Raw genomic sequence first — 13,107 nt, forward strand, 5'->3', positions numbered from 1 at the left:
AATATTTTTGCTTAAATCTGACTAGAAACAATTCTAGTAATATTCAAATCACTATAGCTGTACCAACTCAACCAATTGAGCGACAACTTCATCCAAGCCATCAACAGTCACTGTATGATCAGGTGTCTGAGCGGCATTAGTGACTATTAAGATACCTGTTTCACGTAAAAGTGCTTGTTGATCTGCGGTTAAATCGCTACGAACTAAAGCAACCACGCCTTGCTGTAATAAGGCACTTTCCACGACCTCAGCTTGGGCCAAGACATTATTAGGAACATTAATAATTGCTGGTCTTTGACCTAAACGAGAAGCACGATCTTGAGCAGTTACAACTTTATGATGAGCCTGCCAATCTTCACTGTCTTTAATCATGCCTGCCGCAATGGTCACATTACTCAGACGATCAATAAAGATAAATGAACCTGTAGCACGACTTTCTAAATATCGATCAAAAACAACAGCCTTATCAAACTCAATTACAACCTCAGCAATTGCATTCAGTTCTAATTGTTCAACTTTACTCTGCTCAAGTGTGTTGACGTCTATACGGTAATTAATCTCAACCACTTTGGCTGGAACGGTCTGCGTTCCTAACTTAATATTATAAAGTTTGCCAATAGACAGAACTTGTTCATTCATCCACACCAATGTTGCACGTGCACGGCGTGAAATCAAAGGTTGCTCGCCCACTTTCACCAGCATATTGCCACGTGAAATATCAATCTCATCGTTGAGTGTTAAAGTAACGGCTTGGCCAGCAAATGCATGTGTAAGAGGGCCATCAAAAGTAACAATCTCTTTAACTGTAGAGCGTTTACCAGAAGGCAAAGCAACAATTTCATCACCCACTGCCACTTCACCCAAAGCCACAGTACCAGCAAAACCACGAAAATCTAAATTTGGGCGGTTGACATATTGCACAGGAAAACGGAATTCATGCTTATGAGCTTGACGACGTACATCAACCGTTTCGAGCATTTGCATGAGGGTTGCACCCTCGTACCATGGTGTATGTGTAGAGGCATGTACGACGTTATCACCATTGAGCGCTGAGATAGGTACAAATTGAATATTACTTGGTTTACGTTCCGCCAATTGCTCAACAAACTGGTGATACTCTGCTTGAATTTCATTAAAACGATCTTGCGAATAACCCACTAGATCCATTTTATTAATCGCAACAAAGATGTTTTGAATACCCAAAAGGCTTGCAATAAAACTATGACGGCGTGTTTGGGTTTGAACACCATAACGTGCATCAATCAGAATAATGGCTAAATCTGCTGTTGATGCACCTGTTGCCATATTACGTGTGTATTGTTCATGCCCTGGTGTATCGGCAATGATAAACTTGCGTTTCTCTGTTGAGAAGTAACGATACGCTACATCAATGGTAATGCCTTGTTCACGTTCAGCCTGTAAACCATCTACTAATAAAGCAAGGTCAGGAGCATCCCCTGTTGTACCCACCTTTTTACTGTCTTGAGTGACCGCTTGTAATTGATCTTCATAAATCAATTTTGAATCATACAATAAGCGTCCAATCAGTGTGCTTTTACCATCATCCACATTACCGCAAGTCAAAAAGCGTAATAAATCTTTTTGTTCATGTTGTTTTAAATAAGTCAAAATATCTTGACCGATAAGATCCGATTGATGAGACATTGCTCAAACTCCAAAAATACTGAAATAGAAAAATGAAAATGACGTTGCTTAGAAATAACCTTCCTGTTTTTTCTTTTCCATCGAGCCAGCTTCATCATGATCAATCATACGACCTTGCCGTTCAGAGCTAGTCGCTAACAGCATTTCTTGAATAATTTCTGGTAAGTTTTCAGCTTCGGACTGCACTGCCCCTGTTAATGGGTAACAACCTAAAGTACGAAAACGTACTGACTTGATTGCTGGAACTTCACCTTCTTTTAACGGCATACGTTCATCATCTACCATAATCAATGTGCCATTACGTTCAACTACAGGACGAGGTGCAGCAAAATACAGCGGTACAATCGGAATCTGTTCTAAATAGATATATTGCCAAATATCAAGCTCAGTCCAGTTTGAAAGTGGAAATACACGAATACTTTCACCTTGATTTACTTTACCGTTATACAAATTCCAAAGTTCTGGTCGCTGGTTTTTAGGATCCCAACGATGTTTGCTATCACGGAACGAATAAACACGCTCTTTAGCACGTGATTTTTCTTCATCACGGCGAGCACCACCAAAAGCAGCATCAAAACCATATTTATCTAAGGCCTGTTTTAAACCTTGAGTTTTCATAATATCGGTATATTTAGAGCTACCGTGATCAAATGGATTAATACCAGCATCTCGGCCTTCTTGGTTTTGATGCACAATTAAATCAAAACCATGTGTTTTCGCCATGTGATCACGAAAGGTGATCATTTCTTTAAATTTCCATCCAGTATCAACATGAAGTAATGGAAATGGCAATTTTGCAGGATAAAATGCCTTCAATGCTAGATGAAGCATAACCGCTGAATCTTTACCGATCGAATACAACATAACTGGATTTTCAAATTCAGCAGCAACTTCACGAATAATATGAATACTCTCAGCTTCTAACTGTTTTAAGTGAGTAAATCTTTCCTGATCAATAGACATCGGCAGCACCAAACAATACGCTCTAAACAACGTAGATAATAAAATTTGTTTTTATTATAGAGAGTTAGTCCGTCTGGCAATTGCTTGTTTTAAGATATGAATATTACTTTTGATCATATGATCGAGATTGCGAGTAAAGTGCTAATACATTATTAAATATCGACCTGCGGCATTTATTCCAACTGTTGATAGATAACTTAGTAATGTGAAAGTTAATACAATGCCCTGTTATTTATAAGAAATTACATACTCTTTCAGTTAAAAAATCGATAAATAAGCGAACACGTTTAGGCAAATGTTCTTGCTGATAATAAACAATATGAATTTTTTGTTCATGCATTTCTAGATATTCCTCAAACAACGCAACGAGCTTATTTTGCTGGATGTCTTGTTTAACTAAAAAGGCAGATAAGCAAGCAATTCCCAAGCCCTGCAATGCCAACTGCCGTACAGTTTCCCCATTTGAGGCTTTGAGATGAGCCTTACATTGTAAACGCTCTCCATCAATATAAAGAGGCCATTCATTCAACTTTGCGACCTTACTAAATCCGATATGGCTATGCGCTAGGATTTCTTCAGGCGTATTCGGATGACCATATTGTTGTAAATAATCTGGGCTCGCGACCAAATATAAACGACTAGTACAGAGCAATTTAGCATGCAAACTTGAATCATTCAGTTCGCCAAATCGAATTGCAATATCCGTTTTATGCTCAAGTAAATCAATCACTTGATCATTGGTATTTAATTCAATCTCAATATTTGGATATAACTGGGTAAACTCTGTTAACAGAGGGGTGATCACATGCAGGACAAAAGGTGTTGCCGAATCTATACGAATCAAACCCGCGGTATCACGATCAGACTTGAGCAAGGCATCTTCTGCATCATTGAGATCATGAACAATTTTGCGTGCACGTTGTAAAAATAACTGCCCTTCTTGAGTCAATTTAATTTTTCTTGTGGTTCGCTCAAGCAGTGTAACTTGCAATTTACTTTCTAAACGCTGTAAAGAACGACTCACACCTGAGGTGGTAAGTGCTAATTGTTCAGCTGCTGCCACAATTGAACCACTGTCAACAATACTGATAAATGCGACCAGCTCATCAAGAGTTGATTTCACTGTTACTCCCTCAATAATGAATTCTTGATTTTTAATCAACAATATTTTGATTATTTCCCTATTTTTAAGCAAGCTAAATCATAAGAAAATAAACGCAACTTCATATTACAGAGTAAATAACATGTCACGTATTGTTCCTCAATTTGGTCTAGGTACTTTTCGTCTTTCTGGCCAACCATTAATTGACTCAATTAAAACAGCATTAGAGTTAGGATATCGTGCAGTAGATACTGCGCAAATATATGGTAATGAGGCTGAAGTTGGACAAGCCATCTCAGAAAGTAAGGTTAATCGAGATGAATTATTTTTAACGACTAAAATTTGGACTGAGAATCTAACTGCAGATAAAATGATTCCGAGCCTCAAGCAAAGTCTGCAAAAACTACGTACCGATGCTGTTGATCTCACGCTAATTCATTGGCCTGCACCGCAGCTTGGCATTAGTGTATCTGAAATGATGCAAAATCTATTAGAAGCAAAACAACAAGGTTTAACCCATCATATTGGTATCTCTAACTTTAATATTGATTTAACACAGCAAGCTATTGATGCTATTGGTCTTGAACATATTGCCACCAATCAAATTGAACTGAGTCCCTATTTACAAAACCAAAAATTGGTCGATTTTCTCAATAGCCAACATATTGATGTAACTTCATATATGACCCTCGCCTATGGCAAAGTCCTACAAGATCCTATCTTGAAACAAATCGCAGAACAGCACCAAGCCAGTACTGCACAGGTTGCCTTAGCTTGGGCGCTACAATTGGGATATAGCGTGATTCCATCTTCAACCAAAGCACCACACTTGCTACAAAACCTACAAGCGCAACAAATTAAACTGAGTGCAGAAGATATGTCTCTTATTGCAGGGCTTGAACGTCAAAGTCGTGAAGTGAATCCAGCTGAGCTTGCGCCAGTTTGGGATTTTTAAGGTCTATTATTGACATGATCAAAATCAATCCACCATTATTGGCATTGGCAATTGGTGCCTTTGCCATTGGCACTACTGAATTTTCTCCAATGGGTTTTCTGCCCCAGATTGCACAAAGTTTAGATATTTCTATAGCAACTGCTGGGATGCTCATTAGTGCTTATGCACTGGGTGTTATGCTGGCTGCACCTTTTATGACATTATTATTGGGGCATCTGCCACGTAGAAAAACACTTGTGCTACTCATGGCAATATTTACGATTGGTAATATACTGGCCGCAATTGCACCGACTTATTGGGGTCTCATGGGTGCCCGTGTCATTACCAGTCTAAATCATGGTGCATTTTTCGGTATTGGTTCGGTCGTAGCAACCTGTGTAGTACCCAAAGAGCAACAAAGTAGTGCCGTAGCCGCAATGTTTATGGGACTAACTCTTGCCAACATTGGAGGTGTACCGCTCGCTACTTGGGTAGGACAAAATATTGGTTGGCGCACATCATTTATGGCAATTGCTTTGCTTGGTCTAGTAACAATGTTTGCCCTTTACAAAGCTATTCCTTTAGATTTAGTTGGACAACGACCACATGTCAAAGATGAACTTAAAGTTCTTATCCGCCCAACTGTGATTATCGCTTTACTCACCACTGTTTTTAGTGCTGGTGCAATGTTTAGCCTTTATACCTATATAGCACCCAGTCTACAAAATCTGACCCATGCAAGCCCAATGTTCATCACATATATGCTTGTGGTCATTGGTATTGGTTTTTCCGTAGGTAACCATTTAGGTGGAAAATTTGCTGACCAATCTTTGTATAAAACACTCATTGGTTTTCTTCTCTTATTAATAGTGACCATGTTAGTGTTCCCAATACTTGCACAAACAGCACTAGGGGCAAGCATTGCATTATTCATTTGGGGAGTTGCAGCGTTTGCCATTGTTCCACCAATACAAATTGCAGTGATGTCCGTTGCCTATGAAGCACCTGGTCTTGCAGCATCGGTTAATATTGGTGCTTTTAACTTGGGTAATGCTTTAGGTGCTGCGGCAGGTAGTGCTGTTCTCAGCTTAGGGATGGGCTATGCAGAAATTTCTATTTTAGGTGCAATACTTGCTGCCCTGAGTTTAGCTTTGGTCGGATATCAAATGAAAGTGACTGAACGCTCAGCTGAAGTATTAAAAAGCTAGTACTGCTCACCTAAACACACTATACAAGAAAGGGTTTCAAGGCAATTGAGACCCTTTCTTTTTACTGTACTAACTCCGTGTTATTTTGATTAACCGCTTTAACCTTTTAAAAAATTAATAAACTGTTTATAAAAAACAAAGCAGAACCGAAAGATAATTTTAATTGCTTAATGGCACTACAAATAAAAAAAGCTGCTCAATTGAGCAGCTTTTTCAAAAACTATTTATTGGAGAATTAAACTTCTTTACGACGCATATGTGGGAATAAAATCACATCACGAATACTTGCAGCATCAGCAAAAAGCATTACCAAACGGTCAATACCAATCCCTTGACCCGCTGTAGGAGGTAAACCATATTCAAGTGCTTCAATGAAATCAGCATCATAATGCATTGCTTCATCATCACCTGCGTCTTTTTCAGCAACTTGAGCTTGGAAACGTTCAGCTTGGTCAATTGGGTCATTTAATTCTGAGAAACCATTTGCCAATTCACGACCACCAATAAAGAACTCAAAGCGGTCAGTGATATGCGGATTATCATCATTACGACGTGCCAACGGAGATGTTTCAGCTGGGTACTCAGTAATAAATGTTGGTTGGCGTAGCTCAGTTTCAACTGTTTCTTCAAATACGATTGTTTGTAGCTTACCTAGGCCGAAACCTGGTTTAATTTCCTGTTTTAATTCTTCTTTTGCAAATTTTGCTAAGAACTCACGGTCCGCAACATTTTCAGCTGTGAAGCTTGGATTATGTTCCAAGATCGCATCAAACATTGAAATTTTCTTAAATGGACCTTTGAAGCTAAACACTTCACCTTGATAAGGTACATCAGTGCTACCTAAAATATCGATAGCCAGTTTTTCCAACATATTCTCAGTCAAAGCCATGAGATCTTTATAATCTGCATAAGCTTGATAGAACTCAATCATGGTAAATTCTGGGTTATGACGTGTAGAAACACCTTCGTTACGGAAGTTACGGTTAATTTCAAATACGCGTTCGAAACCACCAACAACCAAACGTTTTAAATAAAGCTCTGGTGCAATACGTAAATATAGAGACATATCCAAAGCATTATGATGCGTTTCAAATGGACGTGCAGACGCACCACCAGGAATCACATGCATCATTGGAGTTTCAACTTCCATAAAACGCTCATTGGTCAAGTATTCACGAATACCTGCAACCACTTTAGCGCGAATTTCAAATGCTTTACGTGTGTCTTCGTTAACGATTAAATCTAAATAACGTTTACGATATTTAACTTCAGTATCATTTAAACCATGAAACTTGTCTGGGAGTGGGCGTAAAGATTTAGTTAAAAGTTCAAATTCTTCAATATGAACATAAAGATCACCTTTACCCGAACGACCGATATAACCTTGTACTGCAATAATATCACCAAGGTCTAGCGCTTTAATTGTAGCTAACACCTCTGGATCTAAAGCTTTACGGTCAACATAAAGTTGAATACGGCCAGTCATATCTTGAATAACAATAAACGAACCACGGTTCAACATCACGCGACCAGCAACAGCAACATGAACATGTTCAGCTGCTTCAATCTGAGCTTTGTCTTGATCTGCAAATTGATCTTGTAAATCTTGAGCGTAATCTTTACGTTTAAAAGTGTTTGGCCAAGGGCTTACACCCTTCTCAGCAGCAGTCTCTTTGATCTGTTTAAGCTTGGCATGACGCTGTGCGATTAAATCGTTTTCGGAAATAGTGGGTTCAGAAGTCGATTGAACGTTTTGTTGCGTCATGTCTGCCTCGATAAGATAAAAAAGTAAGTTGCGTAGCATAGCAGATTAACACAATAATGCGTACAACTTTAGTGGCTTTATCAATACAACCGTATGATTAAAATCAAAAACTTATTCAATACTAAGATAAAAAAAATAGTTTTTGCCTTATTTATTACCCTTATTACTCATCAAATTTCGGCTCAATCGATAATGGCTCAAACCGAAATACTCACGTTAACAACCAAAATTGAATCCACTAATATTCAAACCCAAAACTATTTGTGGCTATTTGAACTTCAAGCCACCCCCTCTACAAAAACAGTTTCAACTCATTTGACCAATCCACATCCAAAATTAAACCAGTTAAATAATCGAGCAATTGAATTAGCCAAAGAAGTCAGTTTCGAACAATTAGAACAGCGCTATCGCACTCAAAAAATACAGTCTAATGATGTTGTACCTCCAGCACCTCTCACAGCTCAGAATCGTTTTAGCTTAAAAGTTAAATTCATTCCCTACATTAGGTACAAATATCAGCCTACAAAAACTTGGAACATAAATTTTGTACGAGAAATTTGTCAACTCGATCCCACACAAGCACAATATCAGCACATCTATGATACTAAAACTCGTAAGTTTCATATTGAATTACAGTTTAATGTCTCTAAAACCGGTCAAATTAACACATACAAAATTCTCAATGCCCCACATCATGGAGAAAACTTTTTAGGACTCGATAAGTTAGTTAATCAATATGAATTTTATAGTGTAAATCTAGATGGACATCCCGTGAATTTTGTTACTGTACAACCCTTTGATTTTAACTGCTCGTCTTTACCCGAAGTGCAAAAATATGAGAACAAATACATATAACGTTAACCTACAGCGCATTACAATCCTATGAAAATGCGCTGAATTAGCCCAATCACCCTATATTTTGACCTATTCAGCCATTCAGCTTTTGCTAACAACAGTTAAACTCCAGTTTTTCTTTACATTTGTATAAGAACTGCGTAACAATTTCATTGCATATGTACATCAACAAGTCATAGCAATATCATGCGGTAAAAGGTATATATCCGACGAGGAAAAATGATCCTCTTTAGGTTTTGGAGAAATAGATGAAAAAGTATCAGTGCATCGTTTGTGGATGGATCTATGATGAAGCTGAAGGTTGGCCTGCAGATGGCATTACAGCAGGAACAAAATGGGAAGATATTCCAGATGATTGGACTTGCCCAGACTGTGGTGTTTCTAAAGTAGATTTTGAAATGATCGAAATCTGATCCTCTATAAGACCATGATCACATGGTCTTTTTTTATGTACACTTCGCTTAAATCATCATGGAGAACAGCATGCATCCCATCGTCATCATTGGTTCTGGTATGGCAGGTTACACCCTTGCTCGTGAATTTCGTAAACTCAATCCAGATCAAGCGCTAATCATGATCAGTGCAGATGATGCAGCGAACTACGCAAAACCAACATTATCAAATGCACTCGCAGCCAACAAACATCCTGATCAAATTGCATTAGCAGATGCGCAGAAAATGAGCCAACAACTCAATATGCAAATCATGACGCATACGACGGTTACTCAGATTGATGCTGCTAATCACCAAATTCAGTTGATTAAAGATGGCCAACAATCAAATCTAGACTATGCAAAACTTGTGTTAGCTTTAGGTGCCAGCCCAATTCGTTTAGCCTTTGCGGGTATAAATCAAGATGAAGTTCCTGTGGTTAACTCACTGCATGACTATAGAGAGTTTCGTCAACGTATTGAACAAAGTCAAAATAAAAATATCGTAATCTTAGGTGCAGGATTAATTGGCTGTGAATTTGCCAATGACTTACAACATACAGGTCATCAAGTGGACATCGTTGACCTTGCTCCACATGCGCTTGGACGTTTAATGCCAAGTCATGTTGCTGAAGCATTTCAAGAAAAACTTGAACAAACTGGCATTCGCTTTCACTTTAAAACCACTGTTGAAAAAATGAATAAAGTAGAAAATGGCTATCAAGTCCATTTGTCTAATGGCCAGATACTTCAATCTGACCTTGTTCTCTCAGCAATTGGACTACAACCGAATACTCAATTGGCACAAAATGCACAAATTAAATGTAATCGCGGTATTCTGACTAATCCAATGCTTGAAACCAATCAACAAGATATTTATGCACTTGGTGACTGTGTTGAGGTTGCAGATTTGGTTCTGCCTTATGTCATGCCACTCATGCAACAAGCACGTGCATTGGCTAAAACACTGAACCATCAAAATACTGCTATTCACTATCCAGCTATGCCTGTCGCAGTGAAAACACCTGCTGCCCCACTTACTGTACTCCCTGCCCCACTCAATATTGAATTAGATTGGCAAACTGAATCTTTTGAAGATGGTATGCTCTCTAAAGCAATTGATACTGCTGGTACACTCAGAGCCTTTGTATTGTTGGGTGCTACAGCAGCAAAACAACGTTTGGCATTAACCAAATTAGTGCCCGATTTAGTACCCGTTGCTGAATGATCAAACTCAGGGCATGTTGAGTTTCAATATGCCCGAATTGTAGGACTTATATCATGAACAGTACATTACGTTTTGATGTGTCACCCTATACGCCTTACATGCAAGAAGCTAAAGTAGACTTGGGAAATGGTGTACAGCTCCATGTTGAGATTGGTGGTAAAGCTGAAGATCCCGCAATCGTTCTTATTATGGGTCTAGGCGCTCAACTTTTATTTTGGCCTAACTTCTTTTGCAAACTACTTATTGATCGAGGCTTCCGCGTAATTCGTTTTGATAATCGTGATATTGGTCTTTCAACTAAAATTTCCCACTCCCATAAGCCACGTATTCGCTTACAACAAATGGGACGATTTGCACTTGGCCTTAAAAACCACGGCGCACCCTACAATTTGCATGATATGGCCAATGATGTCGTGCTATTAATTGATCGGTTAAATTTAGAACGCCCTCACTTAATTGGAGCTTCTATGGGGGGAATGATCGCGCAAATTGTTGCAGCTCAGCATCCAGACAAAATTAGTAAATTAGGCATTCTATTTAGTAGTAATAACCAAACAATGTTGCCTCCTCCTTTTCCGAAGCAACTCGCTTCCTTATTGGCAAAGCCAAAATCACGTGATGAAAATGTTATTATTAATCACTCGTTGAAGGTTTTTCAGACGATTGGGTCACCAGGTTATATTCATCAAATTGATACATTACAAACTTCGCGTAAGCTTTACCAACGAAGTTATTATCCAACGGGTGTACTTCAACAGTTTTTAGCAATATTATGTACTGGTTCTTTATTACATTTGGACAAGAAAATCAGTACTGCCACATTGGTAGTGCATGGCTCTCGCGACCGCTTACTGCCACCGAGTCACGGTAAGGCGATTGCTAAAGCAATTTCGGGTGCTAAGTTTACGTTAATTGAGGGAATGGGACACGATATCCCACCGCACTTTATCCCTAAACTTAGCAGTTTATTTGCGGATCACTTTCAATCTTAGACTAGGATATTATGGCTGCATTACCCTCTCTTAGACAGCTGTCATACTTGGTGACATTGTCTGAAACCTTACATTTCACCCAAGCTGCACGTCGATCTTTTGTTACCCAATCGACTTTGTCTGGCGGCATCATGGAACTCGAACGTTTACTTGGTGGTGTACTTGTTGAACGCGACCGACAAAATGTACGTTTAACTCCGTTAGGAGAACAGGTTGTCGCTCGAGCCCGTGTATTATTGGCAGATGCTCAAGATTTAATGCGTCTAAGTCGTGAAATGAGTGAACCACTCACAGGTGATTTACATTTAGGTATTATTCCTACTATTGCGCCATTTGTTTTATCTCGCTTACTTGAAGAAGTGCATACTCATCTGCCTAAAATTCAACTTCATCTACATGAAGCTCAAAGTGAAAAAATTATTGAACGCTTAGAGCATGGTCATTTAGACATGGTATTTTTGGCATTGCCTTTTGATACCCGAGGTCTAAAAGTTGCAGAGGTTGCAAAAGAAAGTCTTCATCTCGTTTGTAATGTTGATGATACTGAGTCTGCAAATGCAACAAGCTTAAATGATTTGAATTTAGCGCATTTAATGTTACTTGAAGAAGGACATTGTTTACGCGATCACGCACTCAGCGCCTGTCCAATCGATGAACGTAAAAGTGAACATCATCTAAAAGCCAGCTCATTGCCAACGTTAGTTGAAATGGTCAATGCCAATCTTGGTTTTACTCTCATGCCACAGATTGCGACTCGTGCTTCAATGCTAACAAACAATGAACATCTATTAGTCAAATCAATTAGTGATGCACCTTCTCGTTCTTTAGCACTTGTTACACGTAAGAGCACGCCCTTACATAATGAGTTTGAGGTGTTATTGGAAATCCTTCAAAAAATCTGTAAAGAAATCTGCTAATTTTTATAGCAGACTAAAAAGCCTCAACAATGACATTGTTGAGGCTTTTAATTTAATGCAATACACGAAAAGTGTGATTTTAACTTTTTCGTGATAATAAAAACTGAGCAATTGCGCTAAGCTCTTTAGCATCATCACCCCAATAAGTTAAAGTTTCCATCGCCTGTTGATGCAATTGTTGTAAATATTGCTGTGCTTGCGGCAAACCAAGTAATGCAGGATATGTAGACTTTTCTACCTGCTCATCTTTTCCTGCTGTTTTACCTAACATTTCAGTATCAGCAGTGACATCTAAAATATCATCTTGTACCTGAAAGGCGAGACCAATTGCTTGTCCAAACTGTCTTAATCGTGGCAAGGCTTCATCTGAAAAGGGATAAATGGTTACAGCTGCCATCATAATTGCAGCCTGAATTAATGCACCTGTTTTATTGCGATGAATTTCTTCAAGATGAGCCTGATCAACTTTTTTAGACTCAGCCTGTAAATCAAGCACTTGCCCACAGACCATTTTTGAACTTGCTGTAGCCAATATTTGCATTTGCTTTAATACGATTGATGCGTCAACAGTCGTATGGGCACCATCAAATAAACGACTACCTAAGACCTCAAATGCCATAGATTGTAAGATATCACCTGCCAGTAGAGCACTATCCTCACCAAATGCAACATGACACGTAGGTTGTCCACGGCGCAATTGATCATCATCCATACAAGGTAGATCATCATGCACCAATGAATAACAATGGATCAATTCTACTGCAACGGCTGCACGACGTACTGCTGCGTAATTCGGGTTATTGGCAAACAAATGAGATGTTGCATAACTCAGTGCAGGACGTACGCGTTTTCCACCCAACATCACAGCGTGGTACACCGCAGACTTTAAGGGTTCAGGAATTGAAAATGCGGCAAGCGTTGTTTGTAAATCCGCTTGAATCTGTTGCTGTGCTTGATCAAGCACTTCTGCATTAAGCTTAAGAGGGGTCGTCACATTAGCCTCGAATTTTTACTATGCCGAACATTGAATTGAAGCTCAATCCGTAC

Annotated in this window: 12 protein-coding genes; 7 read left to right on the plus strand and 5 right to left on the minus strand. The window is 39.0% G+C overall.

The genetic code is table 11. From position 1 onward, the window contains the following. Positions 1-51: 51 nt before the first annotated feature. From cysN to RFH42_RS01210, 3 genes are all read right to left on the minus strand, one after another. Positions 52-1,665, minus strand: a complete 1,614-nt coding sequence (gene cysN / locus RFH42_RS01200; RefSeq protein WP_308973692.1) for a sulfate adenylyltransferase subunit CysN — start codon at positions 1,663-1,665, stop codon at positions 52-54. A gap of 48 nt (positions 1,666-1,713) precedes the next feature. Beyond that, complete coding sequence (cysD, locus tag RFH42_RS01205) at positions 1,714-2,628, minus strand: sulfate adenylyltransferase subunit CysD (RefSeq protein WP_374990799.1); 915 nt, start codon at positions 2,626-2,628, stop codon at positions 1,714-1,716. 232 nt (positions 2,629-2,860) lie between these two features. Further along, positions 2,861-3,751, minus strand: a complete 891-nt coding sequence (locus RFH42_RS01210) for a LysR family transcriptional regulator (RefSeq protein ID WP_308973694.1) — start codon at positions 3,749-3,751, stop codon at positions 2,861-2,863. Positions 3,752-3,872: 121 nt separating this feature from the next. On the opposite strand from RFH42_RS01210, the gene dkgB reads away from it, so the two are divergent. Together dkgB and RFH42_RS01220 are read left to right on the plus strand one after the other, a co-directional pair. After that, entirely contained in the window at positions 3,873-4,685 is an 813-nt protein-coding gene (gene dkgB, locus RFH42_RS01215; RefSeq protein ID WP_308973695.1) for a 2,5-didehydrogluconate reductase DkgB, read from the plus strand. Between the two features lie 17 nt (positions 4,686-4,702). Continuing rightward, positions 4,703-5,872 carry an MFS transporter gene (locus RFH42_RS01220; RefSeq protein WP_308973841.1) on the plus strand — a complete coding sequence of 390 codons (1,170 nt, stop codon included), beginning with the start codon at positions 4,703-4,705 and terminating at the stop codon, positions 5,870-5,872. 235 nt (positions 5,873-6,107) lie between these two features. Here RFH42_RS01220 and lysS read toward each other — a convergent pair whose 3' ends face one another. Then, positions 6,108-7,637 (minus strand): lysine--tRNA ligase, encoded by a 1,530-nt coding sequence (gene lysS, locus RFH42_RS01225; RefSeq protein WP_308973696.1) that lies wholly within the window; start codon positions 7,635-7,637, stop codon positions 6,108-6,110. A gap of 192 nt (positions 7,638-7,829) precedes the next feature. Between lysS and RFH42_RS01230 the strand changes: the two genes are divergently transcribed. The 5 genes from RFH42_RS01230 (at position 7,830) to oxyR (ending at position 12,060) form a co-directional block, all read left to right on the plus strand. Beyond that, the gene (locus tag RFH42_RS01230) at positions 7,830-8,492 is read left to right on the plus strand and encodes a hypothetical protein (protein WP_308973697.1); all 663 of its coding nucleotides are present in this window, start codon (positions 7,830-7,832) and stop codon (positions 8,490-8,492) included. Between the two features lie 248 nt (positions 8,493-8,740). After that, positions 8,741-8,905, plus strand: coding sequence for a rubredoxin RubA (rubA, locus tag RFH42_RS01235; RefSeq protein WP_016655306.1), 165 nt, complete (start codon positions 8,741-8,743; stop codon positions 8,903-8,905). A 70-nt stretch (positions 8,906-8,975) separates the two neighbouring features. Beyond that, positions 8,976-10,151, plus strand: coding sequence for an NAD(P)/FAD-dependent oxidoreductase (locus tag RFH42_RS01240; protein ID WP_308973698.1), 1,176 nt, complete (start codon positions 8,976-8,978; stop codon positions 10,149-10,151). A gap of 53 nt (positions 10,152-10,204) precedes the next feature. Continuing rightward, positions 10,205-11,143 (plus strand): alpha/beta fold hydrolase, encoded by a 939-nt coding sequence (locus RFH42_RS01245; protein WP_308973699.1) that lies wholly within the window; start codon positions 10,205-10,207, stop codon positions 11,141-11,143. Between the two features lie 11 nt (positions 11,144-11,154). After that, positions 11,155-12,060 (plus strand): LysR family transcriptional regulator OxyR, encoded by a 906-nt coding sequence (gene oxyR, locus RFH42_RS01250; RefSeq protein WP_308973700.1) that lies wholly within the window; start codon positions 11,155-11,157, stop codon positions 12,058-12,060. A gap of 79 nt (positions 12,061-12,139) precedes the next feature. Here oxyR and RFH42_RS01255 read toward each other — a convergent pair whose 3' ends face one another. After that, positions 12,140-13,054 (minus strand): polyprenyl synthetase family protein, encoded by a 915-nt coding sequence (locus RFH42_RS01255; RefSeq protein WP_308973701.1) that lies wholly within the window; start codon positions 13,052-13,054, stop codon positions 12,140-12,142. Positions 13,055-13,107 lie beyond the last annotated feature (53 nt).

Origin of the sequence: Acinetobacter rudis, assembly GCF_031157835.1 — a bacterium.
GTDB classification, from domain to species: Bacteria; Pseudomonadota; Gammaproteobacteria; order Pseudomonadales; family Moraxellaceae; genus Acinetobacter; species Acinetobacter rudis_A.

Coding starts and splice junctions, on each gene's coding strand:
- oxyR (WP_308973700.1), top strand. CDS start 11,155: ATGGCTGCATTACCCTCTCTTAGACAGCTGTCATACTTGGTGACATTG.
- dkgB (WP_308973695.1), top strand. CDS start 3,873: ATGTCACGTATTGTTCCTCAATTTGGTCTAGGTACTTTTCGTCTTTCT.
- lysS (WP_308973696.1), bottom strand. CDS start 7,637: ATGACGCAACAAAACGTTCAATCGACTTCTGAACCCACTATTTCCGAA.
- RFH42_RS01245 (WP_308973699.1), top strand. CDS start 10,205: ATGAACAGTACATTACGTTTTGATGTGTCACCCTATACGCCTTACATG.
- RFH42_RS01240 (WP_308973698.1), top strand. CDS start 8,976: ATGCATCCCATCGTCATCATTGGTTCTGGTATGGCAGGTTACACCCTT.
- RFH42_RS01230 (WP_308973697.1), top strand. CDS start 7,830: ATGGCTCAAACCGAAATACTCACGTTAACAACCAAAATTGAATCCACT.
- cysN (WP_308973692.1), bottom strand. CDS start 1,665: ATGTCTCATCAATCGGATCTTATCGGTCAAGATATTTTGACTTATTTA.
- cysD (WP_374990799.1), bottom strand. CDS start 2,628: ATGTCTATTGATCAGGAAAGATTTACTCACTTAAAACAGTTAGAAGCT.
- rubA (WP_016655306.1), top strand. CDS start 8,741: ATGAAAAAGTATCAGTGCATCGTTTGTGGATGGATCTATGATGAAGCT.